The sequence below is a fragment of the Gelidibacter sp. genome (assembly GCF_035515035.1).
In the GTDB taxonomy this organism is placed as follows: domain Bacteria; phylum Bacteroidota; class Bacteroidia; order Flavobacteriales; family Flavobacteriaceae; genus Gelidibacter.
In genome coordinates, this window is sequence record NZ_DATJCA010000150.1 from 1 (window position 1) to 23,619 (window position 23,619).

Annotated in this window: 26 protein-coding genes and 1 pseudogene; 19 read left to right on the forward strand and 8 right to left on the reverse strand. The window is 36.9% G+C overall.

All coding sequences use genetic code 11. The annotated features are described in order from the left end of the window. Both VLZ86_RS11900 and VLZ86_RS11905 read right to left on the reverse strand, forming a co-directional pair. Positions 1 to 384 (reverse strand): annotated as a pseudogene (locus VLZ86_RS11900) (sodium:proton antiporter); the annotation flags it as partial. Between the two features lie 453 nt (positions 385 to 837). Continuing rightward, positions 838 to 2,040, reverse strand: a complete 1,203-nt coding sequence (locus VLZ86_RS11905) for an aminotransferase class I/II-fold pyridoxal phosphate-dependent enzyme (RefSeq protein ID WP_325451597.1) — start codon at positions 2,038 to 2,040, stop codon at positions 838 to 840. A gap of 170 nt (positions 2,041 to 2,210) precedes the next feature. Here VLZ86_RS11905 and VLZ86_RS11910 point away from each other — a divergent pair, with 170 nt between their 5' ends. From VLZ86_RS11910 to lpdA, 3 genes are all read left to right on the forward strand, one after another. After that, a complete protein-coding gene (locus VLZ86_RS11910; RefSeq protein WP_325451599.1) occupies positions 2,211 to 2,669 on the forward strand; it encodes an Lrp/AsnC family transcriptional regulator in 459 nt (152 codons plus the stop codon). Positions 2,670 to 2,674: 5 nt separating this feature from the next. Beyond that, a complete protein-coding gene (locus tag VLZ86_RS11915; RefSeq protein ID WP_325451601.1) occupies positions 2,675 to 3,301 on the forward strand; it encodes a CPBP family intramembrane glutamic endopeptidase in 627 nt (208 codons plus the stop codon). A gap of 118 nt (positions 3,302 to 3,419) precedes the next feature. Next, on the forward strand, positions 3,420 to 4,820 hold the full coding sequence (gene lpdA / locus VLZ86_RS11920; protein ID WP_325451603.1) for a dihydrolipoyl dehydrogenase: 1,401 nt from the start codon (positions 3,420 to 3,422) through the stop codon (positions 4,818 to 4,820). Between the two features lie 65 nt (positions 4,821 to 4,885). On the opposite strand, the gene VLZ86_RS11925 is transcribed toward lpdA, so the two are convergent. The 5 genes from VLZ86_RS11925 to VLZ86_RS11945 form a co-directional block, all read right to left on the reverse strand. Further along, complete coding sequence (locus tag VLZ86_RS11925) at positions 4,886 to 5,476, reverse strand: hypothetical protein (protein WP_325451605.1); 591 nt, start codon at positions 5,474 to 5,476, stop codon at positions 4,886 to 4,888. 225 nt (positions 5,477 to 5,701) lie between these two features. Further along, entirely contained in the window at positions 5,702 to 7,270 is a 1,569-nt protein-coding gene (locus VLZ86_RS11930) for a M28 family metallopeptidase (RefSeq protein WP_325451607.1), read from the reverse strand. Between the two features lie 179 nt (positions 7,271 to 7,449). After that, positions 7,450 to 8,493 carry a M28 family metallopeptidase gene (locus tag VLZ86_RS11935; RefSeq protein WP_325451609.1) on the reverse strand — a complete coding sequence of 348 codons (1,044 nt, stop codon included), beginning with the start codon at positions 8,491 to 8,493 and terminating at the stop codon, positions 7,450 to 7,452. Positions 8,494 to 8,593: 100 nt separating this feature from the next. Continuing rightward, a complete protein-coding gene (locus VLZ86_RS11940) occupies positions 8,594 to 9,004 on the reverse strand; it encodes a DUF2232 domain-containing protein (protein WP_325451611.1) in 411 nt (136 codons plus the stop codon). A 3-nt stretch (positions 9,005 to 9,007) separates the two neighbouring features. Continuing rightward, on the reverse strand, positions 9,008 to 9,790 hold the full coding sequence (locus tag VLZ86_RS11945; protein WP_325451613.1) for a DUF3108 domain-containing protein: 783 nt from the start codon (positions 9,788 to 9,790) through the stop codon (positions 9,008 to 9,010). 223 nt (positions 9,791 to 10,013) lie between these two features. On the opposite strand from VLZ86_RS11945, the gene VLZ86_RS11950 reads away from it, so the two are divergent. The 4 genes from VLZ86_RS11950 (at position 10,014) to VLZ86_RS11965 (ending at position 11,421) form a co-directional block, all read left to right on the forward strand. Then, positions 10,014 to 10,199, forward strand: a complete 186-nt coding sequence (locus VLZ86_RS11950; RefSeq protein WP_325451615.1) for a CsbD family protein — start codon at positions 10,014 to 10,016, stop codon at positions 10,197 to 10,199. A 181-nt stretch (positions 10,200 to 10,380) separates the two neighbouring features. Then, positions 10,381 to 10,581: a hypothetical protein gene (locus VLZ86_RS11955; RefSeq protein WP_325451617.1), complete on the forward strand. Its 201-nt coding sequence runs from the start codon at positions 10,381 to 10,383 to the stop codon at positions 10,579 to 10,581. Next, positions 10,571 to 10,867 carry a thioredoxin gene (gene trxA, locus VLZ86_RS11960; protein WP_325451619.1) on the forward strand — a complete coding sequence of 99 codons (297 nt, stop codon included), beginning with the start codon at positions 10,571 to 10,573 and terminating at the stop codon, positions 10,865 to 10,867. The genes VLZ86_RS11955 and trxA overlap by 11 nt, the downstream gene beginning before the upstream one ends. A 98-nt stretch (positions 10,868 to 10,965) precedes the next feature. Further along, complete coding sequence (locus tag VLZ86_RS11965) at positions 10,966 to 11,421, forward strand: pyridoxamine 5'-phosphate oxidase family protein (protein ID WP_325451621.1); 456 nt, start codon at positions 10,966 to 10,968, stop codon at positions 11,419 to 11,421. 208 nt (positions 11,422 to 11,629) lie between these two features. On the opposite strand, the gene VLZ86_RS11970 is transcribed toward VLZ86_RS11965, so the two are convergent. Further along, positions 11,630 to 13,219, reverse strand: coding sequence for an FMN-binding glutamate synthase family protein (locus tag VLZ86_RS11970; RefSeq protein ID WP_325451623.1), 1,590 nt, complete (start codon positions 13,217 to 13,219; stop codon positions 11,630 to 11,632). Between the two features lie 256 nt (positions 13,220 to 13,475). Between VLZ86_RS11970 and VLZ86_RS11975 the strand changes: the two genes are divergently transcribed. The 12 genes from VLZ86_RS11975 to VLZ86_RS12030 all read left to right on the forward strand — a co-directional run bounded on the left by VLZ86_RS11975 (position 13,476) and on the right by VLZ86_RS12030 (position 23,370). Continuing rightward, complete coding sequence (locus VLZ86_RS11975) at positions 13,476 to 14,243, forward strand: TrkA C-terminal domain-containing protein (RefSeq protein WP_325451625.1); 768 nt, start codon at positions 13,476 to 13,478, stop codon at positions 14,241 to 14,243. 309 nt (positions 14,244 to 14,552) lie between these two features. After that, positions 14,553 to 15,038, forward strand: a complete 486-nt coding sequence (locus VLZ86_RS11980) for a MarR family transcriptional regulator (RefSeq protein ID WP_325451627.1) — start codon at positions 14,553 to 14,555, stop codon at positions 15,036 to 15,038. A 335-nt stretch (positions 15,039 to 15,373) separates the two neighbouring features. Then, positions 15,374 to 16,222, forward strand: coding sequence for an META domain-containing protein (locus VLZ86_RS11985; protein ID WP_325451629.1), 849 nt, complete (start codon positions 15,374 to 15,376; stop codon positions 16,220 to 16,222). Between the two features lie 93 nt (positions 16,223 to 16,315). Further along, positions 16,316 to 17,389 (forward strand): hypothetical protein, encoded by a 1,074-nt coding sequence (locus tag VLZ86_RS11990; RefSeq protein ID WP_325451631.1) that lies wholly within the window; start codon positions 16,316 to 16,318, stop codon positions 17,387 to 17,389. Positions 17,390 to 17,757: 368 nt separating this feature from the next. Continuing rightward, positions 17,758 to 18,570, forward strand: coding sequence for an SDR family oxidoreductase (locus VLZ86_RS11995; protein WP_325451633.1), 813 nt, complete (start codon positions 17,758 to 17,760; stop codon positions 18,568 to 18,570). Positions 18,571 to 18,596: 26 nt separating this feature from the next. Continuing rightward, positions 18,597 to 19,118: a DUF488 domain-containing protein gene (locus tag VLZ86_RS12000; RefSeq protein ID WP_325451635.1), complete on the forward strand. Its 522-nt coding sequence runs from the start codon at positions 18,597 to 18,599 to the stop codon at positions 19,116 to 19,118. A 26-nt stretch (positions 19,119 to 19,144) separates the two neighbouring features. Next, the gene (locus tag VLZ86_RS12005) at positions 19,145 to 20,167 is read left to right on the forward strand and encodes an NAD(P)-dependent oxidoreductase (protein ID WP_325451637.1); all 1,023 of its coding nucleotides are present in this window, start codon (positions 19,145 to 19,147) and stop codon (positions 20,165 to 20,167) included. Further along, the gene (locus tag VLZ86_RS12010; protein WP_325451639.1) at positions 20,164 to 20,580 is read left to right on the forward strand and encodes a DUF2141 domain-containing protein; all 417 of its coding nucleotides are present in this window, start codon (positions 20,164 to 20,166) and stop codon (positions 20,578 to 20,580) included. The genes VLZ86_RS12005 and VLZ86_RS12010 overlap by 4 nt, the downstream gene beginning before the upstream one ends. Positions 20,581 to 20,648: 68 nt before the next feature. Next, positions 20,649 to 21,287, forward strand: a complete 639-nt coding sequence (locus tag VLZ86_RS12015; protein WP_325451641.1) for an HdeD family acid-resistance protein — start codon at positions 20,649 to 20,651, stop codon at positions 21,285 to 21,287. A gap of 144 nt (positions 21,288 to 21,431) precedes the next feature. Then, positions 21,432 to 21,896: an N-acetyltransferase gene (locus VLZ86_RS12020; RefSeq protein ID WP_325451643.1), complete on the forward strand. Its 465-nt coding sequence runs from the start codon at positions 21,432 to 21,434 to the stop codon at positions 21,894 to 21,896. Positions 21,897 to 21,908: 12 nt separating this feature from the next. Beyond that, positions 21,909 to 22,421, forward strand: a complete 513-nt coding sequence (locus tag VLZ86_RS12025; RefSeq protein ID WP_325451645.1) for an amidohydrolase family protein — start codon at positions 21,909 to 21,911, stop codon at positions 22,419 to 22,421. Between the two features lie 46 nt (positions 22,422 to 22,467). Beyond that, positions 22,468 to 23,370 carry a DMT family transporter gene (locus tag VLZ86_RS12030; protein ID WP_325451647.1) on the forward strand — a complete coding sequence of 301 codons (903 nt, stop codon included), beginning with the start codon at positions 22,468 to 22,470 and terminating at the stop codon, positions 23,368 to 23,370. The last annotated feature ends 249 nt before the right edge of the window (positions 23,371 to 23,619 follow it).

A 23,619-nucleotide genomic window follows, 5' to 3' on the forward strand; every position in this document is an offset into this window, starting at 1 on the left:
TATAGTTGGATTTAGAACCTGTAGTCCATAGTAAATCATTGTTGGAATAATACCGCTAATCAGCCATGTACCGGCAAGTGCACCCACCATAAGAAGAATAATAATCGCGCTGGCAGTGGACTTAATGTTTTCTGATACTTCTTCTAACATTTGTCCAAAAGTAACTTTGTTGAATACGCCCACAACAGCGGCAACTGCGCCTCCCAATAACAATATAAACTGATTGGAGCCACTTAAAGCATCACCTCCATAGACATAAACGTTATAAGCTAACATGCCCACCAGAGCAAATACAGGAATTAAAGCTTCCCAAATATTTAATTCCTTGTTTTCAACGATAAGTTCATCCTGAGGTTCTTTTGGTTTAATGTCTTGGCTCTGCATATGGGAAAAGGTTAAAAATTTATGTACGTAATGTTACGATTTTCGACAAACCTATGCAAATCAATTTGGATGGTTACTTTTTTAGTAAATAATACGCAAACCAAAGCAGGCAAGAACTTAGATGCTCTCAGAAGCAGCTTATAAAGTGTTGATTTATAGCAGGTTTTGCCTCTTTCGCGGTCGTCTTTCTGTAATTTTAAATCGTCTTCTCTATAAGTCCATTGTATTCTTAAATTGCTGTATTATAGTTATATAAATAATAGGTATAGCGTATCAACCTCGTGTCAACCTCGGGTATACTCCGTATATACCCGCAGTTGACCTATAGTCATCTTCAGATAAGCCAGTGAGAAACACTAGAGAAATGGAACTACGGGACCGAGTCAAAACACTCAGCTTACTGAAAGTGAGTTTTTTGTATTTGAAATCCGCTAATGAAGGATGGATTTCCGGTTAATCTAAAATCTTAAGTTCTTTCATGCAAGCCTTCATCATGGTATAAGTTCTTTCAATATCGGCATCCAATCCAATAGAAAAACGGATCAATCCATCGGTAAGTCCCATAGCTTTTTGTTCCTCTACAGGGATTTCCGAAGAGGTTGAACTGCCCGGTGCAGAAAATAAAGTCTTATAAAATCCTAGACTTACTGCAAGATAGCCTAAGTTTTGTTTTTGCATTAATTCCATTAATGCGTTGGCTTTTTCTAAAGAGCCCACATCAAGAGTTAACATGCCGCCAAATCCGTACTTTTTATTCATCATGGAAGTGAACAGGTGATGGGAGGGATGTGATACCAATCCAGGATAGACTGTTTTCAAACCGGCTTTCTCAAAATTTTCGGCCAAATACTGCCCATTAAGACTGTGTTGTTGCATCCTAATATGTAAGGTTCGCAAATTCTTTAAAATAGATGCTGCCCTTAAGCTATCCATTGTTGCTCCCAACAACATACAAGCGCCATCATTAACGTTTCTTAAATCGTCGATAAACTCTTGACTGCCACAAATTACACCTCCTACAGTGTCACTGGAACCATTGATGAACTTGGTCAAGCTATGGATAACTACATCTGCTCCCAACTGCGCCGGTGAAATAGACAAAGGTGAAAACGTATTGTCAACTACGAGTTTTAAATTGTGTTTTTTAGCCAATTTTGACAACCCCACAATATCTGCAACCTCCAATAAAGGATTGCTTACCGATTCGCAATACAGGACTTTTGTTTTTGGAGTGATGGCGGCTTCAACTACATCCAGTTTGGTAATGTCAACAAAGGAAGTTTCTATATTAAAACGAGGTGTGAAATTCTTTAGGAAAGCATAGGTGCCACCATAAATTGTCCGGCTTGAGACAATATGTTCTCCCGCACCACAAAGTTGCATTAAAACTGAGGTAATGGCACCCATTCCTGAAGCGGTCACATTTGCAGTTTCCGTCCCTTCCATTGCCGCCAAGGCTTGACCTAAATAGAGATTGGAAGGTGTGGAGTGGCGTGAATATAAATAGCAGCCATCAGCATTTCCTTCAAAAGTGTCAAACATGGTCTTTGCCGAAAGGAATGTATAGGTTGAGGAGTCAGAAATTGAAGGATTAACACCGCCAAATTCTCCAAAGTATTGTAAATCTTGTATGTTGTTTGCTGGTTTAAATGCCATTATATTATTTTTATTTTAATTAGTTAATTGATTCAAATATCCTTTAAATTAGATGATTTATCAATATATAGGTTGGTATTTAGATTATATATCTAATTAAACCTTGTTCTATAGATTTTTTATAAATCATTTTCTACATTTGTTTTAATTCCACTGAAAATTTTTCTTTTATGAATTTTGATCCCATCGATAAAAAGCTTCTAAAGTTGCTCCAAGCCAATAGTAAGCGAACCAATAAAGAACTTTCCATAATTCTTAATCTCTCCGTAACGGCGGTGTATGAGCGGATAAGGAAATTGGAAAAAGAAGGCATCATCTCAAAATATGTCGCCTTACTTCAAAAGGAAAAAGCGAATAAAAATTTTGTTGCGTTTTGCCATGTTAAATTGGTTCAACATACTCAAGACTATATTATTAAGTTTGAAAAAGAAGTGGCAAATCTTGCAGAAGTGATGGAATGTCACCATATTAGTGGTGATTATGATTATCTCTTAAAGGTTATTGTTTCAGATATGGAAGCCTTTAGGGAGTTTATGGTCAATAAATTAACTTCCATTAACCATATTGGCAGTACGCATAGCATGTTTGTCATCAATGAAGTCAAACATACAACTGCCATAACTATCTGACCCAAATGAATTCAGTCACCTATAAGCTTACTGAGTTTTTCTTGATTTTTATAATCTTGCCAGTAAGTTTTGCCTTAGATTATCCATTTGTTATTAAAGCTTTTCTCACAGTTTCTGGTTTTGCTTATGTGGTCTATATCTTGTTGAAGGTGGAGAATAACAAATTCAGAATTGCACCCAACCTGCAATGGAGTCTCTTTTGGAAACATGTGGGCGTTAAATTATTGGTCATTGCCTTTTTGACTATAGCATACATGCTGCTCACCGCAAAATCCGATCTGTTTCATGTGCTTTACCGCAAACCAAAGCTCTGGGTGGTCATTTTGTTTGCCTATGCCATGTTTTCAGTTTATCCACAAGAATTGATTTATCGCACTTTATACTTTCAAAGGTATAATTCCCTTTTTAAAAGTCGCTCACTTTTTATTTTCGTCAATGCTAGCGTGTTTTCATTGGGCCATATTTTCTACAGAAACCCCTTGGTGATGTTGATGACCTTTTTGGGAGGAATTCTTTTTGCCTTGACCTATGAGAAAACAGAATCGACGCTTTTGGTGTCTATTGAACACGCCATATACGGATGTTGGTTGTTTACGGTAGGGATGGGGCAGATGCTTGGATTTCCGAGTTGATGGTTGTGGTTTAAAACTTAAAATTTTAGATTGATAAAATCGCAGGTTGTAATTCGGAAAAGGTCAATCAAAATCGTATTTTTGTACTCAATTTTAACAAAGATCAAAAAACAATTTTATGAATTCATATGATGTAGCCATTATTGGCTCTGGTCCTGGAGGATATGTAGCAGCAATCCGTTGTGCACAATTAGGCATGAAAACTGCAATTATTGAAAAATATGCAACCCTTGGTGGAACCTGTCTCAACGTTGGCTGTATTCCGAGTAAAGCGCTTTTAGATTCTTCGCATCATTATGAGGATGCCGTTAAGCATTTTGAAGAACATGGCATCGATATTCCTGGAGATATTAAAGTTAACCTAAAGCAAATGATTTCCCGTAAGCAAACGGTTGTTGATCAAACTACTGGTGGTATTGACTTCTTGATGAAGAAGAACAAAATTGATGTATATCAAGGTTTGGGTTCTTTTAAAGACGCCACACATATCACCATCAAAGGTGAGAAAACAGAAGAGATTGAAGCAAAATACACCATTATTGCCACAGGTAGTAAACCATCTAATTTGCCTTTTGTTGAGTTGGATAAAGAGCGCATTGTCACTTCAACAGAGGCATTGAAACTAAAGGAAATCCCTAAGCATTTGATCGTTATTGGCGGTGGTGCTATTGGTTTGGAGCTAGGTCAGGTCTATAAAAGATTGGGTTCAGAAGTGACCGTCATTGAGTACATGGACCGAATTATTCCTACTATGGATGCTGGGTTGTCAAGGGAATTGAACAAGGTATTAAAGAAATCAAAATTCAGCATCAATGTTTCTCACAAGGTAAAATCTGTTGAACGCAAAGGTGATGAGATCATTGTGAAGGCAGATAATAAAAAAGGTGAGGAAGTGGAGTTTAAAGGAGACTACTGTCTGGTTTCAGTAGGTCGTCGTCCTTACACCGACGGACTGAATGCAGAGGCTGCAGGCGTAAAATTGACGGATAGAGGTCAGGTAGAAGTCAATGAGCACTTGCAAACCAACGTTAAAAATATTTATGCTATTGGTGATGTGGTAAAAGGTGCCATGTTAGCCCATAAAGCTGAAGAAGAAGGTGTTTTTGTTGCAGAAACTTTAGCAGGACAAAAACCACATATTGATTATAATTTGATTCCTGGTGTAGTCTATACTTGGCCAGAAGTGGCCGCCGTTGGTAAAACAGAAGAAGAACTCAAAGAAGCAGGAGTAGAATATAAAACCGGACAGTTCCCAATGCGCGCTTTGGGTAGAAGTAGAGCAAGTATGGACCTGGATGGTTTTGTTAAGGTTCTTGCAGATAAGGAAACCGATGAAATTCTCGGCGTCCATATGATTGGTGCGCGAGCGGCAGATATGATTGCTGAAGCCGTTGTTGGAATGGAATTTAGAGCCTCTGCTGAAGATATTTCACGTATCTCACATGCCCATCCAACCTATACAGAAGCATTTAAGGAAGCGGCTTTGGCGGCTACTGACGACAGAGCCTTGCATATTTAAGGCATCTGAGTTTATAAAGAGTACAAAAACAAAAAAGGCGAATGCATTTGCATTCGCCTTTTTATTTATACTTCTTGGAGTAAATCTATAATACGAAGTTTTTTATTGTAATCAACCTCGTTGACGTCTCGTATGAGACAATAGGCGTTTACCGCTTTGTCCTTTACCTTCTTGAAGAGCTCTTTCATGGTACAGGGACCATATTCCTTAGAACGTTGGATATAATAGAACTCATGTTCAGAGATCAGTTCGGATGCCTTTTTCAAATATTTTTCCTTTAAGAATTTCTGAACGTCATTCTTGTTGTTTATAGGCGCATTATAATTGCTGACGTTTATGAAAAACGAATAATCCTCTGATGCTTTCTGGTTTAAGACGAGAACATCTTTATCTTTATAAAACGCTTTGATCAGCACAATACCATCTTCAGTGGTAATGGACAGAAAGTTGGAATTTATAAAACTCCAACGGGTTTTGGTAATTTCATCATTTTCAGAAATGACCAATTCATTGTTTGGTTTAAAAACGTACATTGCCCTGGCATCTTCAATGCCATTGATCAAAATCCATTCTTGATTTATAAACTGATTGTCGTGGTGCAGTGAATAATCAAAAGGCTCTAAGTTTGGGACAATATTATATAAATAATTTCTCAAGACGGTAAAGAGGTTAGGTTAGAGATGACTACATCAATTCTTTGAATTCTATTTAAAGCTACGAGATATTTTCCAAATCGCATCATTTGAACGATTTAGGGGAAGTTTTTTCAGATGAAATGTAAACTTTAAGGCGATTTATATGTTTGAAGGTTGAGTGTAAAAATAAAAAAGGCGAAACTGTTCAGTTTCGCCTTTCGGTATTTTATAGAAATGTGATCGAATTTACTGGCTGATTTTATCAACGATAATACGATCTTTTCTGTTGGCCAATTCCCAGGCGGTGTAGAACACCAATTTTGTTCTGTTTTCCAACAAATCATACTCAATCTTATCTGGCGTGTCAGAGGGTCTGTGGTAGTCGTCATGCGTGCCGTTAAAATAGAAAATGACGGGGACATTGTTCTTGGCAAAATTATAATGGTCAGATCTGTAGTAAAAACGGTTCGGATCATTTTCATCATTAAATGTATAATCTAAAGTAACATTCGCATATTTTTTATTCGCTTCTTCAGACACCTTGTGGAGGTCCGTACTCAATTTGTCAGAACCAATTAAATATACATAATTTCTATCGCCCTCACGTTTTGGATCTATTCTTCCGATCATGTCGATATTAAGATTGGCAATGGTGTTTTCAAGTGGAAAAATAGGCTCTACATCGGTATAATAACTGGACCCTAAAAGACCTTTTTCTTCACCGGTAACATGTAAAAACAAGATGGACCGCTTAGGGCCATGACCTGCATCCTTAGCCAATTTAAAAGCTTCGGCAATTTCCAATAGGGCCACAGTTCCTGAACCATCATCATCTGCGCCGTTATATATTTCGCCATCTTTAATACCTTCGTGATCTAAATGTGCGGATAGCACTAAAATTTCATCTGGCTTTTCAGAACCTTTAATGAATGCCAGTACATTTTCAGAATTCACATCTTCAGAATTGCTGGTCACTTTAATTTCTAAATTGGTTGCAAGGTTTTTTGATTTTTCATTGGTTTGAATGTCAGCTAAAATCGCTTTTCCTACCTTATCACTAATGAGCACTTGCACCATGGCATCTTGTTTGTCCTTAAGCCCAATACGACTGTCACGACCAGATTTAGCGGCAGCTTGCATAAAGTTTGAAACCATCTTTAAGTAAGCCTCGTCCATAACCAATAAGACTTTGGCTCCTTTAGTTTTTGCCACTTCTCTTTTAGATGACAGCGCCTGTCTTCCAACCGACCATTTCGTGTCTTCTTTAGAACCAGAAGTGACATAGGTGCCATCCGCATTTTTTGGTTCGCCTGCTTTGATCAAAACAATTTTATCTTTAACGTCTAAACCAGTATAACTTGAATAATTCTCAGCTTCAATGCCATAACCAGCATATACAATATCAGAGGCCGTAATGGTTTGGGTTGAAGCGGCGCCAGCAGTTACAAAATCAGTATAGTTTTCAAATGTTACACCATTGACGGTAATATCTGTTTCAGGAGACTTTTGGTTGAGCAAGGGCACATTTTGAAAGTAACTGCCGTTTGAGAGCGGCGAAGGAACGCCCAGTGCAATATATTGGTCCTTTAGAAATTCAACAGCCATTTTCTGGCCTTTTGAACCTGTATCACGACCTTCAAATTCGTCTGATGCGAAGGTGTATAACAGCTCTTTCAGCTCATCAGACGTAATACTGTTTCCGTATACTGTGGGATCAACTGAAACTGTGTTTTCAGTTTTTGTTGTCTGTTGAGGACTTGATCCGCAAGCAAAAATGCTCAGTGCAATACTGGCAATAATTAGTGACTTTTTCATTAAAATGTGAATTAATATGTAAGTGAAATGCGATAATACGAAAAACGCAAGAATTTAGGTTTTAAACCTCAATTCATTTAACAAACTTTAACAAAGTGCAGCATATGATAGCTGATTTTTATGGGATCGTATCAGCAGTGGATTTTGAGTACTTCCTTGATCGGAATCTCTTAAAATGTTTATTTTCTTTCATCCACTTCAAGTCGCTCTTCACTATTGGCAAGATACCAAGCGGTTGAAAATATAAGTTGTGCACGTTTTTGCAATAATGGATAGTTGATTTTGTCTGGGGTATCCGTAGGTTGGTGGTAGTCTTGATGTTCCCCATTAAAATAAAAAATGACCGGAATATTTCTGTAAGCAAAATTATAATGGTCAGAGCGGTAATAATAACGGTTAGAATCGCCTTCGGCATTATATTTATAATCGAGTGTCAAGTTTGTAAATTGATCATTTGCTGCTTCAGATATATAGTGGAGCTTGGTACTCAGCCTGTCCGCGCCAATGATATAGACATAATCTTCCTGTTGCTTTACTTCGTAGAATTTATCCACACGTCCTATCATGTCAATATTCAAATTTGCTACAGTATTTTCCAAGGCATAAATAGGATGTTTTACGTAGTAATTGGAGCCTAAAAGTCCGATCTCTTCAGCGGTCAAATGCAAAAATAGAATAGTCCTTTTTGGGCCATAACCATCTTTTTTTGCCAATGCAAATGCCTGAGCCATCTCCATAACGGCAGCGGTCCCTGAGGCATTGTCATCAGCACCAAAGTACATTACCTCATTGGTGGTTCCTAGATGGTCTAAATGTGCCGATATCACAATGACTTCTTCAGGATATTCTGAGCCCTCAATATAAGCAACAACATTTTGTGAACTTGGACTTTCTTTTGAAAAATAAGATTTTGGAATTCTTTGATAATAATTATCATAACCCAAAGGCGATTGAATATCGTTATCTACATAAAAGTCCTTCAGGAAGTTTGAAGCGCGATGAAAGCCCATTTGACCCGTTTCCCTACCTTCAAAATCTGATGAGGACAAGGTATAGACGTGGGCACTTAATTCTTCAGATGTTATGGTGTTACCGTATTTTATAATCATTTCCGGATTCTCGAATACAATGCTTTTTTTTAGATTTTCAATTTTCTGGGTGTATCTAAGATTTGCGCAAGAACCTACAAGTGTCAATGCAGAAGCAATGAGGAGTGCTTTCATTTGTCAAGGATTAATTAGAAATCAAATAAAATCATATAAACGGGAAGACAGAAGTAATCCCTCGATTTTGTCATGTATGTAAATTGTTTGTTCAATGGGTCTATTGCTCTTCCAAATCTTCAATGTTGCGGAAATCTTGGTTTTCTAATAGGTCCAGTTCGGCGGCTTCAGTGTCCATATCCATTTCATCAATATCCAATCCTTCTAAAATTTCTTTGGAATCTTCAACAGATGCTTCTTGTTTTAATTCCAATTCTTCTAGGTTTCCAACTTCTGCCGTATTAAAAATTAGTTTGTAAGTGGATAGCATTACCGAAATTATGGTCAGTAAAAAGATCAATTGAACTGTCTTTTTTGGCGACTGCTTCCGTTTTGAAAGGTAAAAGGCCACAAACCCGAAAATCAACGCTGCGACCGCCGGTAAATAGGCGATTTGGGATAAAGGGGTTACGGACAGGATCACTGCTAAACCTGCAGCAATAAGTCCTAAAACAATAAAAAGCTTTCTCATAGTTTAATTTTTTAATCCGGTTGCTGATTTAATTCTTAGCTCGCCGTTACCCACAGGGATTTTAAATTTCGCATACACCGGAACTTTGTTGGCATCTGCCGTGAGGTACAACAAATTGTCATTTGAGCTCCCTTTAAGGATATCCTTGCCGTTAATGGATAATGCCAATTTGTAGCATTCTTTTTTGCCTAGTACAGTATTAATGGTTTCTTTAGTTAGATATTTGACATTGATAACCATTTCTTCGTTGTCAAAAATAACCTTAAAACTTTGAACATCGCCAGGGATGGCTTTATGAATGTCCAAATTTCGGATATGGTAAATGGTCGAGACAATATCTTTCGTGTCAGCATTGATTTTGACCGTGGCTGTTTTATCATATATCTCACCTTTACCGTTCTTTTTACGCATGAGACTTTTAACGGAATTGGTTTTATGGCTAAACGTATATTGCATAAATTTATAGTAGCCACCTTCATTAATGTCACGTTTGTATAAGTAGGGGGTTAAACTTGTTGGACTTACGTAACTTTCATATAAATCACGGATTTTGAAAAAACCATCCCACTTGGTATTGGTTACAGCGGTGCACTTGAGATGTAAAAGTGTGGCTTTTGAAGTTTTAACCTGCCCAGTTTCCATAGTTAGCTGAGCAATGTCCGTCATTAATCCAGACATATTATAAGACGCTGTAAAGCTTAGTTTTTCACCCACTCCAATGGTGTTGTTTTGTGAACTTAGCTGCGTAGTGAACATCAAAACCAGGAGTAAGAAGAATTGTTTCATATTTAAAAATCAGGTGTCAAAGATATTTATATATCGATTAATATTGCTCATTTTATTAATAAGGTTTTTAGGTATTTCTTCCTACAGACCAGTCCGGTAAAGGACTGTTAAATAAAACTTAAATTGCAAAAGCATTAATGATTAAGTCAATTGAGACATCCATTATGGATTGATAGATGTAGTTTTATGGTAGAATTAATAATAACTATAAAATTTAAATATTATGAACTCAGATCAATTTGAAGGTAAATGGAAACAAATTAAAGGTGAATTCAAAAAGAAATATGGTAAAATCACCGATGATGAATACACTGAAGCTGAAGGCAGCTTTGACAAGTTAGCTGGAAAAGTGCAAGAGCGCTACGGTAAATCAAAAGAAGATTTAAAAAAAGAAATCGATAGTTGGTAGAATGCCAATATTGATTTAAAGAAAAGTTCTCAAGCATTATGTTTGAGAACTTTTCTGTTTAATTATGGTAACCAGCGAGATATGATTTTTCTTAACTTATAAAAGCAAATCCATTTCAGAAATCTAAATTCGTCTGTTCTTGATCCTTGAATGGAAGAACCTATAAAACAAAAATTAAAGCATGGAAAATCTAGAAGAAAGAAAACAGAACAATAGAAAAGAGGACATTAAAAGGAATCCTGATTCAGATAAAAACGCTCCATCCAAAGATAAGGAATGGGATCCCGATCGGGATAAGGCCCAAGATATTACTGAGGAGGAAAAGTTGAAAAACCTTAAAGGCGTTAGGAAACCCAAAAAATCAAACCAAAATGAAAAGTAAATTTAGTGAAATTATTGATTCTAAGACGCCTGTTTTAGTAGACTTTTACGCAGAATGGTGCGGTCCTTGTAAAACGTTGATGCCTATATTGGACCAGGTAAAATCGGAATTGGGCGAGGCCATAAAAATTATAAAAATAGATGTGGATAAAAATCAGGTGTTAGCGGCCAATTACCAGGTTAAGGGTGTTCCTACTTTAATGCTGTTTAAAGATGGGATTCAGGTTTGGCGACAATCAGGAGTGCTTCAAAAAAACGATCTCATTAAGATTGTGCAATCTCATTAATTTGTTATGACGTTGACACTCAAGCTAGATAAACTGACTAATATCATTGTTGCCCTTCTTGTATTGGCGTATCTTGGTTAAATAAAACAAATTCCATCATGTACACTACTCTAGACGAAAAGGCCAGCTTAGCGATTCTTAAAAACGATTATTTAGGGCATTTGTCCTATATCTATCAAAACAGACCTTTTGTGGTTCCCATAACCTATTTTTATGATGCTGAGAGAAATGTCATCATTTGCTATTCTGCAGAAGGCCATAAAATGAATGCGATGCGAAAAAATAATGAAGTAGCATTTAACATTGTGGATGTTGATAATCTCACCAAGTGGAAATCAGTTATGGTCCATGGTAAATTTGAGCAACTCTTTGGCAGTGATGCTAAATCTTATCTCCACGTTTTTTCACTGGGGATCAAAACCCTGATCGCTCAAAAAGAATTGAAAGAGTTAAGTTTTATTAGTGAATTTTCCAGTAAGGCAATTAATGAGAATATCCCTATGATTTTCATTATTAAAGTGGAAGAGGTCACAGGTAAGATGCGAAGGGATTAAGTTGATAAACGGAAAGTATCAACTTTGTAAACAACAGTTTTATAAAGATTGATAATAAAAATTAGGGACAACTCATATGGTGCCTCTAACATACAATTCCTTCAAACTATTTCTAAATGTCACGAACTTAACAATAGAGCACAAATAAAATGGACTTCAATTGAAGTCCATTTTATTTAAATTACTATTTAGTAGTGACGTTATATACTTATTTCATTATACGTGTCAATTGGAAAAACTTCTTATAGCTTTCTGGAATCGTGTTGATATCCAAAAGAGAATTAGGTTCCATATAAGGGTAAATTTCTTCGTAAGTTTTGACATCGTAAAGTCCCACTCTTTTACTGATATGGTTTCGGGTCAACTCACTAGGATCATTTAATCCTGCCGCAGCAACAAGCTCTAGAAAACTATGTATTGTTGCTTCATGGTAACGTTTGGCTCTAGGCCATTTGTCTTCTACCACCAGTCCTTTTACCAAGGAAGCATTTTGTGTGGCCACACCCGTAGGACAAGTATTTAAGTTACACTGTAATGCCTGAATACAACCTACCGCCAACATCATGGCGCGTGCACTATTGCAACCATCGGCACCTAGCGCTATGGCTCTGGCCATATGAAAACCTGTAATAATTTTTCCGGCAACAATAACTTTTATTTCCTCGCGTAAGCCAAATCCAACTAAAGTATCGTGGACAAAAATGAGACCCTCACGAAGCGGCATTCCCATAGAGTTTGAAAATTCTACTGGTGCAGCACCCGTACCTCCTTCACCACCATCAATGGTGATAAAATCAGGGGTTATGCCAGTATAGATCATTGCCTCGCAAAAATCCATGAATTCTTGTTTTCTTCCCAAGCAAAGTTTGAAACCAATTGGTTTTCCATCACTAAGATCTCTAAGTCTTTTAATGAAATGCATAAACTGGATTGGGTCTGCAAAAGCAGTATGAGACGGAGGTGAGTGTACTGAAATCCCCGGTTTTACGTGTCTGATACGTGCAATCTCTTCGGTGTTTTTGGCCGCTGGTAAAATTCCACCATGGCCCGGTTTAGCACCTTGCGATAATTTGATTTCTATCATTTTGACCTGAGGTCGTGTCGCATTTTCCCTGAAAGTAACGTCATTGAAAGTGCCATCATCATTTCTACACCCAAAATAGCCTGTTCCAATTTGCCAGATAAGGTCGCCACCGTGTTCTAAATGGTAGTCACTAATGCCACCTTCACCAGTATTATGAGCAAAATTACCCATTTTAGCACCTTTGTTCATGGCTAGTACGGCATTCTTACTAAGAGAACCAAAACTCATTGCTGAAATGTTCAATAAACTAGAAGAGTAAGGTTGTTTACATTCCTTTCCACCAATTAACAATCTTGGAAATTCACCAATTTCTTTGGGATTTTGCTTGGCATACATGGAGTGTTCCAACCACTCATATCCGGAATGGTAGATGTCCATTTGTGTTCCAAAAGGTTCAGTATCGGTTTGACCTTTTGCTCTTCGATATATCAAAGATCTTAAGATGCGGTTTAAAGGTCTGCCTTCCGTGTCCGTTTCCACGAAATATTGCATGATTTCAGGCCGAATCGATTCAAGCATATAACGTGCCCTACCAATTAAGGGGAAGTTTCTTCGGATGGTATGACTCTTTTGGAAGATGTCAAAAACACCCAACATTATTAATGGGAGAATGATGATAAAAGCCCATAAGATAGGGCTCCAAAATAGCGCTATACCAACGATAGCCACTACTACGATAACCGAAATTAAAATAAATTGTTCGCGAACTTTCATCTCTTAAAATGGATTTAAAATGCAAATATACTATTCCAAAATTGGATTGCATACTAAAACGAAATAGTTTAAATTAATTTCTGCATTATTTAATCCTATGTACGAATCGACCCTTAAAAATCGCGGTCATTTTTAAGGATTTATAGACGTATTTTAGCTAAAATGCGTTACCTTTTGGATAGGAAATGTTCGCATTATTAGCGCTTTATAATCCAAATTGACATCATTGAATTTGCAAGTATAAAAATCGTCCAATATGATTGCAGCCATCACACTTTTTTTAGTCGTTTCAATTTCAGCATTGATAACAAAAATTGCTACTATCGCATTGATCCATACCGGCCTCTCTACCGACAGTGCTAAATTTCAGTCACGTTCAGCATATACAGGCGTAGGATTCACTACGTCAGAATCTGAAAAAATAATGAACCATCCTGTTAGAAGACGAATTATTTTCAATTTAATGATTATTGGAAATGCCGGTATCGTGACCGTAATGTCATCACTTATATTAACTTTTATACTTCCAGAAACCTTGGCATCTAAGTTATATGGATTATTGATTGTTGTGGTTGGAATGGCCCTGGTTTTTTGGGCGATAAGAAGCAAGTGGGTGGACCGCGCATTATCTGCCGTAATCAATAGAATGCTCAAACGTTATACAGATATTGATATACAGGATTTTGCAGCGATTTTACATTTGAAAGACGACTTTAAAATTAGTGAAAAGTTAATTTTAGAAAAGGACTGGATGGCGAATAAAGCTATTAGAGATCTCAACTTAAGGGAGGAAGGCCTTACCATATTGGGGATTGATAGGCATGGCGACGATTACTTGGGATCGCCAAATGGAAACGCCATAATTTTGCCAGAAGACGTGATTACGGTGTATGGAAAATCAGAGGTGATTAACAGTGTTTTTAATCGGAAGCAAGATTTTAAGGCAGAGATAGAGCATAAAGCATTTGTAAAAAAAGAGGAAGAACGTCTTGAAGAGCAAACACATTCTAAAAAGGAAAATTAATGGAAATCCCTTTTCAAATCGATGGGGTTTGTCCCAACAGACTTTTATCATTAAATCAGGATAGGAGGCGTCAGGCGGCAAGCCATGTAAGGGCTGCTCCAACTGATTTCCTTTGAATACGTCTTAAATAAATTATGACCTCATCTAATAGATACTTCATTAAAACACGGCAAAGAACTAGCCTGGTCCCTCATGGTCCTATGTTTGCACAGGTCTGGGCACTCATCATTTTTAAAATTATAACAAAATTTTAATAAAAATTAGTTCGCAATGTTATGAACTAGACGTATATTTAGGAAAAAGTTATAAATGGCCCTTTCAAAAGAAAAACTTAAATTGATTGAAGAGATTGGACTTCGTTTGGAAACAAGATTGCAAATAGCGCCTTTAGCAGCACGGATATATGCATTATTGACGTTGTCATCTTATGAAGGATTGACCTTTGAAGAAATTCGAGAGATTATTGGATCGAGTAAAAGTTCAACATCGGTGAATTTAAATGTACTTGCGCAATTAAAGCATATTGAATATTATACAAAGTCGGGAGATAGAAAACGCTATTTCCGTATCTCTAAATATTACCAGTTGACCACTTTGGAAGCGCAACTTCAATCATTGGAGAATGAGATCAATTTAGTTGAAAAAATCAATTCTTATAATAAAATACATTTTCCTGAGAAATTTACCAATGAAAAATCGTTGGGTGATATTACCACGGACTATTTGACAAAAATGCAGGCACTTGTCACAAATACTATCGATAAAATCAAGGCGCATCAAGCCTCTGAAGAATGAAGTAATGCGTACTATTTTTTAAAATTTTGAAAGCGGAATTTTAACAAAAGTTTAGAATTATTAAGTTCGTAGTGTTATGAACTAAACTTAAATTTGTTATTGTATACCTAATTTGAATTGTAAATATTCAATAAAACATTGGGTTAAAGAATTATTAGAGATACAGTATTTTCTGATGAGGTTAAATAATTCTTAATATTCTATGGTTATTTACAAGGAGGTATGGTTGTTGAAAAGTACAGCGTATTCCTAATCAAATAACCGAAATAACCAAGAGGCATTGCCGCGAAGTGGAAAAAAACAAAAGTGAATCAACTTAAAACAAAATGTTACATATGAAAATTAAAATCGTCACATTAGCTCTTATTGCTTTGACAGTCATGAGTTGTAATACTGGGAAAAAGTCAAATTCCAATTCCGATACTTTAGGAACTGATGCCGAAATGACCACTCCGGAAAGTAACAATGATCTAGAGTCCATAGAAAACACAAAATGGGTCATCACAACTTTAGAAGGTCAAGATATGTCGGACCGAGAAAAAAACGGTCACATTTACTTCACTCTAAATTCAGAAGACAATAGCGTTCATGGGTTTTCAGGATGTAACACCTTTATGGGAACCTATACTTTAGAGGAAGGCAATCGGATTTCATTTTCACAGTTGGGCTCAACCCGAATGGCTTGCCCAGATGAAAAAATTAATGAGTCGCAAATATTGAGCATTTTTGAAACTGCCGATAATTTTACTATATCGGACGGGAAGTTGGCTCTTAATAAAGCAAGGCGAGCGCCATTGGCAGTATTTGAAAAAGGAGAGCTGGACAATGAGCCTATTGTTGGAAAATACTGGAAGTTGAAAACCTTGGAAGGTCAGGACATCAAAATGGCCGACAACCAAGAACGTGAAATCTATTTCACCTTACAATCACAAGGGAACCGAGTAACTGGATTTGCTGGTTGTAACACGGTTAATGGAGAATTTACTTTAGAAGAAGGAAATCGTATTCGATTTAAAGGGATGATGACCACTTTAAAAGCCTGTCCAGATGTAGATGTTAATGAATCTGAATTTCTAAAAGTCTTTGAAATTGCTGACAACTATACCATTGTAGATGATGTTTTAAGTTTGAACGTTGGTAGAAGAGCGCCTTTGGCAGTATTTGAAGCCGTTTATTTTAACTAGTACTATTGAGGTGATAAAGCCTGTGATATATGATCACGAATTATCAAAAATAATTTGGAATTATATTTTATTAATCAATTTAATACTTGAATAATGAACACAACCTTAAAAAATCTTAAAGACATCCGTTCGGAAAATTGTATTTCCATCATCATGAACTCCCACCGGACAAAACCTGATTATCTTAAAGACGAATTAGCTCTTAAAAATCATATCAAGGAAGTTGAAACAAGACTTCTTGCAGATACGAATAAAAAGGATGCAGCAAAATTAATTGACAAGCTGCATGCGCTTGCCAAACAAATAGATCACAGTCGTAATCTGGATAGCTTGATGCTTTTTGTGAACCATGATGTTGCTGAGTATTCAAGATTACCCATAAAAGTCGTGGATCGTGTGATCATCGATAATACGTTTGCTACAAGAGATTTAGTGAGGTCCATTCATGCTGAATCCCATTATTACTTATTGGTTTTGAGCCAGGATAAAGCACGGTTAATTGAGGCATTAAATGACAAGGTCGTAAAGGAATTTGGAGCGCCGTTTCCAATGGAAAACCAACAATCCTTCGTCAGGAATAAGACTCAAGCAGCAACAGCGTCGCGACTGTCCAGTTTAATTGGAGAGTTTTTCAATCAAGTGGATAAAGAAGTGAACCGCATCAGAAAACAAAATCCACTACCGGTCTTGATCTCCACTGTTGAAGAAAATTATTCTGAATACTTAAAAGTAGCAGATGAAAAGCAAAGCATTTACGATACCTTTTTAAATAAAAATAGAATGGCTGAAAAAGATCATGCCATCGTTTCGGAAGCATACAAGATCATCGAAACCTACAACATCAAAAGAAACAATGATCGAAAAGCGGAATTATTAAAAGCGGTATCTGAAAATAAATTCTTAAGTGATACGAATGAGATTTGGAGAGCTATTTCTCAAGGAAAAATACAAACCCTTTTCATTGAACAAGGTTTATTTCAACCGGCTATTTTAGAGGATGATAAAATTGTTTATGTATCCGCAGACCAAAGGACTGACAAAGATGTCATCGACGATATTTATGATGAGATGATTGAGATGAATATGGATTTTGGAGGTGATGTTGTTTTCCTTCCAAAAGGAGAATTGGACAAGTTCAACGGTTTTGGTGCTGTCACGCGCTACTAAAAACTCTTGCATCTTAAAATAGGTATTAGTTATTGGCAAGTTCTTTTGGCTGATGCCTATTTATTTTGGTTGTCGAGTTTTTCAGGAACTGTTTTCAATATTGAAATTCTTTAGTGACCAGTAAAAAAACCTAAAGTTAGCATAACCTTTCAAAGATAAGGATGTAAGGGATTTTCAAAAACAACACCTTGCTTTTTAGAAACTTTTTACACAAGAATGCTTGGCAAAATTGATTTAACGTTGATTGATTGTCAATTAGTTGCAATCAAATCTTTGTTCCCTTTATGACGGCAGGCAGGTTTATTCTAAAGCGAAGCGGTCTTGATTCTTTATCGGAAATAAATGATTAATATTTAAATAACTTTAAAATGGATGTTAAAAAACAAATTATAGTAATTACAGGAGGAGCTGGAGGTATAGGACAAGCGTGTGCTCAAGTTTTTAAGGATCAGCCAATTGTTTTAACCGATTATTCGCAAGATCAAGTGGATAAAGCAGTCGCATCTTTGTTAAAGGAAGGTTTTGATGTGTCAGGAATTTCTTGTGATATTACAGACAAAGGAGATATTGATAAGCTTACCAAATTTGTCTCTGGCAAAGGAGCATTAAAAGCATTGATACACACTGCTGGAGTGAGTGGTACGGTTAAAGACCTGAAAAAGGTGTTTACTATTGATTTGATTGCAACAGAACTTTTAATCGATGCCTTTTATGAGCTTGCCGAAAATGATGCGGTAGCTGTCTTACTTTCGTCCATGATGGCGCACGCCGTTCCTGCAAACCCAGAATATGATGAAGCACTTAGAAATCCTCAAGCACCGGAATCCTTTGATATTGTAAGTAAATTTGTGGACGGCTCCTCAGACAAAATGTACAATTTTGCAAAACGGGGAGTGCATTTGCTCAGTCATAAAAATGCGGGCAAGTGGGGCGAAAAAGGTGCACGAATTGTAACTGTTTCTCCTGGAGTCATTGAAACGCCAATGGCCTTGAAAGCCGCCGCAGAACACCCTGAAAGAATGGAAATGATAAAACAGGCAACCCCTTTAAAACGTAACGGTCAACCTCAAGATGTTGCTGGAGTAGTACACTTTTTAACCACTGATGCCGCCAGTTTTATTACTGGTACGGATATTTTAGTGGACGGTGGAGTTATTCAGAACATTAAAAAAATGGGATAGATGCAAGGTGATTAAAATACATCCTAATGGCGCACACTAAATCGATATGGACTATTGGACATTCAACCAGAACTTTTAAGGAGTTTTTGGAGCTGCTCAAAAATGATGCAATAGCATTGCTTATCGATGTACGACGCTTTCCAGGTTCCCGAAAATTTCCGCAGTTTAATACACAAACTCTTGAATCAGCTTTGCTTGATAATAGTATTGAGTACAAACATTTGGAAGCTTTGGGCGGACGTCGCAGAGCTTCAGAAGATTCTAAAAATACCGTATGGAATCACCCGTCCTTCAGAGGTTATGCAGATTATATGGAGACTTCTGAGTTTAAGGATGCCTTCAAAGAATTGGAGTCCTTGGCTTCTGAAAAAAGATGCGCCATCATGTGTTCTGAAGCGGTTTGGTGGCGCTGCCATCGCTCCATGATTTCAGATCAATTAAAAGCAAATGGTTGGAAAGTCATTCATATTATGGGAGAAAACCAGCATCAAGAACATCCATTTACAAAACCGGCAAAAGTAGAAGATGGACAATTGTCCTATCATTAAGTACTAATTAGGTCACCCAATACCTCATGAAAAAGAAAAATATTTTACTAACAGGTGCCTCCGGAACGGTGGGTTTTGAAGCCTTGAAGCAGCTTATTGAAAAAGGTGGATACAACATTTCTGTTTTTGATAAAAAGTCGAAACTTTCAGTAGAGAAATTAGGCCCCTATGCCAATCAAATTGAAATTATTTATGGGGATATTTCAAATCCGAAAGACTTAGAGTCCATTAAAAATATTGATGCCGTAATTCATTTGGCTGCCATCATCCCGCCAATGGCTGATGACCATCCTGAAATTGCAAAAAAAGTAAATACGGAAGGCACCCATTACCTTATTAAACAATTGGAAGCGCATTCTCCAAAGGCTTTCTTTATGTACAGTTCCAGTATTTCAGTATATGGTGATCGTGTGGAGAATCCATATATTAATGTTGGTGATACTTTGGCTCCCAGTGAAGGAGATGCTTATGGCGAAACAAAAATTGCTTCAGAAAAGTTGATCAAAGAGAGCCATTTGGACTGGACCATTTTTAGATTGGCGGCCATAATGGGCAATCATAAAATGAGCAAGTTGATGTTCCATCAGCCTTTAAGTACGGCTTTGGAAATTGCTACGCCACGAGATACGGCACGCGCGTTTGTAAACGGGATTGAGAAACAGCAGGAACTTTCCAAACGGATTTTTAATTTGGGAGGAGGCGAAAGTTGCAGGATCAGTTATCAACATTTCTTGGAGCGTTCTTTCGCAGTTTTCGGACTGGGAGCGGTCGATTTTCCGGAATATGCCTTCGCGGATAAAAACTTTCACTGTGGATTTTATGCTGATGGCGATGATTTAGAAAATATCGTTCAGTTTAGAAGGGATAGTTTGGAAGATCATTTTGAAATGGAGGCCAAAAAGGTATCCTCATTTAAAAAAACTGCCGCATCAATTTTTAAAAAGCCCATAAAATGGTTCTTGCTAAGAAAATCAGAACCTTATAGAGCTTTTAAAACAAAAGATGCAAAACAAATGCAGCATTATTTTAATCTAAAACCAAAATCATGAAAATATTACTTCTGTATCTATCATTTTTAACAAGCTTCTTTGGCAGTGACAATCCGGAGTTGACTATTCATATTCAAAATATTAAATCACTTAAAGGCGAGATTATTATTGGCGTTTTTAATACAGATAAGGACTTTTTGAAAGATGGAGTTGCCATCAAAAACTATACAATTACTGTTGATAAAACCACTGAAACTATCGTGATCAAGGATTTGCCAAAAGGTGAGTATGCCATATCTTTATATCATGATGAAAATTCTGATAACGAATGCAATCGTAATTTTCTTGGTATTCCTAAGGAAGGATATGGGTTTTCAAACAATGTAAAACCAAAATTTTCGGCACCTTCCTATAAGGATTGTAAGTTTACGTTGGGACAGGATCATACACTAAAAATTAATTTGATCCATTGATAAACAGTTGATTAAGTAATCAGTTTCTCATATATAAATCAATATTAATTCAAAAAATTACTAAAATTATGGAACCAACTTTCTTGAAATCAATTAAAAGCGCTATCAAGCACTGGTATATTCCTCTACTTGTAGGCATATTTTTTATTATTGTCAGCATTGTGGCATTTTCTTCGCCAGGAAGTTCATTGCTTACTTTGTCTTTTCTTTTTGCATTGTCATTTTTATTTGGCGGCATTTCTGAAACGGTCTTTTCAATAGTCAATAGACACCAATTGGAAAATTGGGGCTGGTCTTTGGCATTCGGAATTATTACTTTTATTGTGGGAATTTCTCTTATGAACCATCCCGCACTTTCTATCAGTGTCATGGCATTTTATATTGGTTTTGTAATCCTTTTCCGATCGGTTTCTGCCATCGGATTTGCTTTGGACGTAAAACGTTATGGCGATAAAAATTGGGGCGTATTATTGGTATTGGGAATTTTGGGTACAATATTTTCCTTCATCCTTATTTGGAATCCGCTGTTTGCAGGAATGAGCATAGTTGTTTTAATAGCGTTGAGTTTTATGTTCGCAGGACTCTTCAGTATCGCGTTAGCGTTTCAGCTTAAGAGATTGCATAAATCGACTAAAAAGATTTCTGAAGGCTTAAGAAAACGTTATGAGGACGTCATGAAAGATATTGATAGGGAGTGGAAGTCCTAGTTCTTTAGTCCTTGATATAATTTAATTTTAGACCTTGCTTTCACTAAAGCTTAAATTGGATTTTTATTGGAAATTTTAATATTTCAATTTAAGAAATTGGGATCCCGTCCCTTAAATAGATGGTTTAAACCTAAAAAATGAGATATGAAAATAAGAAGAGCCACTTTAGAAGACCTTTCAATTGTCCACCAAATCGAAACTTTAAGTTTTAACGATGGCAGTTATCCAGCATTTGTTCTAAGACAGTTGTTTGATATTTCTCCCGAATATTTTTTGGTTGGTGAAGATGACGACGGAAGGGTCGTGGGCTACGTACTTGGTAACATCAATAAAAATTCCAGTCAAGCTTGGCTATTGTCTCTTGGGGTTCATCCAGAAGCCCGTGGAAAAAAGATGGGGAAATTTCTGACCGAAAAGCTTATTGAAATCCTAGAGAATGATTTAAGTACGGAAATTTGTTTGACCGTACATCCGGATAATGTTGCAGCCAAAAAAATTTATGAACAACTTGGTTTTAAATCGGTGAAGGTTTTTGATAATTATTACAATGATCTTGAATCGCGATTATTAATGAAAAAACAACTCATAACCTTACGGTTCAACGCTTAAAAAATTATACATATGCGGTCTTCCATTTGCTTCCTTTTAGTGATTTCCCTGTTTCTTAGTTGTAAGGAAGGTAAAAAAGAGGCTGTCCGCCAAGAAAATTCCCCTGAAACACCCCAACTATTCTATAATGGCGATATCCTCACAATGGCATCAGATCAGGTGGAATACGCAGAGGCAGTTGTTGAGGAGAATGGCAAGATAGTTTTTGTTGGAAGCCAAAAGGATGCCGAATCAAAATATGAAAGTGTCAAGAAAATTGACCTTAACGGAAAGACTTTATTGCCAGGATTTATCGATCCACACAGTCATTTTGGAATGGTTTCCAATACAATGGGACAAGTAGATCTTAATCCAGAACCTGTAGGAACAGTGATCAATATTGACGATATTTTAAAGAAATTAGAAACGTTCAAGGAAGAGCGCAACATTCCAGACGGCGAATGGATTTTCGGTTGGGGTTACGATGATGGCGAGTTAGCCGAAAAACGCCATCCTACCAATAGAGATATGCAAAACTTCAAATGACATGTATAAAACTTTGTAAATAATGGATAAATTATTTTTGTGAGTAATGGGTAAATTATTAAATAACCGATGGTTTCTATTTGCTGTGCTGTCTCTCACCTGGGGCAGTTCTTTTATTTTGGTAAAAAAATCATTGGTCGCATTTTCACCCTACGAGATTGGCGCCATTCGTGTGGCCATATCTGGTATTTTATTGTGTTATATAGGGTTTCCAGCACTATTTAAGATGCCTCGAAGAACTTTGTTATGGGTTTTAGTGGCTGGTTTCTTTGGGAATTTTTTGCCCATGTTTTTATTTCCCATCGCACAACAACGCGTTAGCAGTTCATTGGCCGGAATCTTGGATGCTTTATTTCCAATGTTTGTGCTAGCCTTCGGATTTGTTCTTTTCGGAATAAAAAGCACATGGACCCAAGTCTTAGGTGCAATTATTGGTTTTTTGGGAGCCGCGAGTCTTATTTATTTTTCGGAGGTCAATACCGATAACTCCCAGTTTTGGTACGCTATGATTGTGGTGGTGGCAGGAGCTTCCTACGGAGTGAATGCGGTGGTGATCAAAGAGAAAATTCCAGACCTGTCATCCATCAAACTAACTGCCGCTGTATTTACATTTTGGGCAATTCCGTCGTTGGTGATATTGTATTTTACAGGGCTATTCCAAAATTTCGAAGTGACTCCTGAAAGAACGGAGGCGATGGGCTATCTTGGCTTTTTAACGGTTTTTGGTACAGCCATTGCCATGTCGCTCTATTACAAACTCATTCATAATACCTCTGCGGTATTTGCGAGTTCCGTGAGTTATGTTTTACCTATTGTAGCGGTGATCTGGGGTGTATTGGATGGGGAGAAATTTACATTTTGGTATCTTATTGGCGCAGTTTTAATCACCATAGGCATCTATCTGATTCGCGAAAAGAAAATAAATCCGTATTTGCCGCCGCCCAAATAATCATTCTGAAGCGTAAATCTCTTAAGTCGTTGTTTCCTGTTTGCCTACAGGTTTATTCAAAAAGTGCATCGGTCTTGAGTTTTTATCGGAGAACAATCTTCATCATCAATTCTTCTGGAAATAGAATCCAATTTTATGATTTCTTTAGGGTCAGGGATTTGTTAAAACATCAAAGAATCACTATATTATCGGCATCGGTAAAATGGCGCCAAAACTTAAGTTTTGCTCCTTGAATCTCAGGAGCTTTGC

Excerpts from the sequence above, each read along its gene's own strand:
- VLZ86_RS11905 (WP_325451597.1), bottom strand. The coding sequence starts at position 2,040 with ATGGCATTTAAACCAGCAAACAACATACAAGATTTACAATACTTTGGA.
- VLZ86_RS11910 (WP_325451599.1), top strand. The coding sequence starts at position 2,211 with ATGAATTTTGATCCCATCGATAAAAAGCTTCTAAAGTTGCTCCAAGCC.
- VLZ86_RS11915 (WP_325451601.1), top strand. The coding sequence starts at position 2,675 with ATGAATTCAGTCACCTATAAGCTTACTGAGTTTTTCTTGATTTTTATA.
- lpdA (WP_325451603.1), top strand. The coding sequence starts at position 3,420 with ATGAATTCATATGATGTAGCCATTATTGGCTCTGGTCCTGGAGGATAT.
- VLZ86_RS11930 (WP_325451607.1), bottom strand. The coding sequence starts at position 7,270 with ATGAAAAAGTCACTAATTATTGCCAGTATTGCACTGAGCATTTTTGCT.
- VLZ86_RS11935 (WP_325451609.1), bottom strand. The coding sequence starts at position 8,493 with ATGAAAGCACTCCTCATTGCTTCTGCATTGACACTTGTAGGTTCTTGC.
- VLZ86_RS11940 (WP_325451611.1), bottom strand. The coding sequence starts at position 9,004 with ATGAGAAAGCTTTTTATTGTTTTAGGACTTATTGCTGCAGGTTTAGCA.
- VLZ86_RS11945 (WP_325451613.1), bottom strand. The coding sequence starts at position 9,790 with ATGAAACAATTCTTCTTACTCCTGGTTTTGATGTTCACTACGCAGCTA.
- VLZ86_RS11950 (WP_325451615.1), top strand. The coding sequence starts at position 10,014 with ATGAACTCAGATCAATTTGAAGGTAAATGGAAACAAATTAAAGGTGAA.
- VLZ86_RS11955 (WP_325451617.1), top strand. The coding sequence starts at position 10,381 with ATGGAAAATCTAGAAGAAAGAAAACAGAACAATAGAAAAGAGGACATT.
- trxA (WP_325451619.1), top strand. The coding sequence starts at position 10,571 with ATGAAAAGTAAATTTAGTGAAATTATTGATTCTAAGACGCCTGTTTTA.
- VLZ86_RS11965 (WP_325451621.1), top strand. The coding sequence starts at position 10,966 with ATGTACACTACTCTAGACGAAAAGGCCAGCTTAGCGATTCTTAAAAAC.
- VLZ86_RS11970 (WP_325451623.1), bottom strand. The coding sequence starts at position 13,219 with ATGAAAGTTCGCGAACAATTTATTTTAATTTCGGTTATCGTAGTAGTG.
- VLZ86_RS11975 (WP_325451625.1), top strand. The coding sequence starts at position 13,476 with ATGATTGCAGCCATCACACTTTTTTTAGTCGTTTCAATTTCAGCATTG.
- VLZ86_RS11980 (WP_325451627.1), top strand. The coding sequence starts at position 14,553 with ATGGCCCTTTCAAAAGAAAAACTTAAATTGATTGAAGAGATTGGACTT.
- VLZ86_RS11985 (WP_325451629.1), top strand. The coding sequence starts at position 15,374 with ATGAAAATTAAAATCGTCACATTAGCTCTTATTGCTTTGACAGTCATG.
- VLZ86_RS11990 (WP_325451631.1), top strand. The coding sequence starts at position 16,316 with ATGAACACAACCTTAAAAAATCTTAAAGACATCCGTTCGGAAAATTGT.
- VLZ86_RS11995 (WP_325451633.1), top strand. The coding sequence starts at position 17,758 with ATGGATGTTAAAAAACAAATTATAGTAATTACAGGAGGAGCTGGAGGT.
- VLZ86_RS12000 (WP_325451635.1), top strand. The coding sequence starts at position 18,597 with ATGGCGCACACTAAATCGATATGGACTATTGGACATTCAACCAGAACT.
- VLZ86_RS12005 (WP_325451637.1), top strand. The coding sequence starts at position 19,145 with ATGAAAAAGAAAAATATTTTACTAACAGGTGCCTCCGGAACGGTGGGT.
- VLZ86_RS12010 (WP_325451639.1), top strand. The coding sequence starts at position 20,164 with ATGAAAATATTACTTCTGTATCTATCATTTTTAACAAGCTTCTTTGGC.
- VLZ86_RS12015 (WP_325451641.1), top strand. The coding sequence starts at position 20,649 with ATGGAACCAACTTTCTTGAAATCAATTAAAAGCGCTATCAAGCACTGG.
- VLZ86_RS12020 (WP_325451643.1), top strand. The coding sequence starts at position 21,432 with ATGAAAATAAGAAGAGCCACTTTAGAAGACCTTTCAATTGTCCACCAA.
- VLZ86_RS12025 (WP_325451645.1), top strand. The coding sequence starts at position 21,909 with ATGCGGTCTTCCATTTGCTTCCTTTTAGTGATTTCCCTGTTTCTTAGT.
- VLZ86_RS12030 (WP_325451647.1), top strand. The coding sequence starts at position 22,468 with ATGGGTAAATTATTAAATAACCGATGGTTTCTATTTGCTGTGCTGTCT.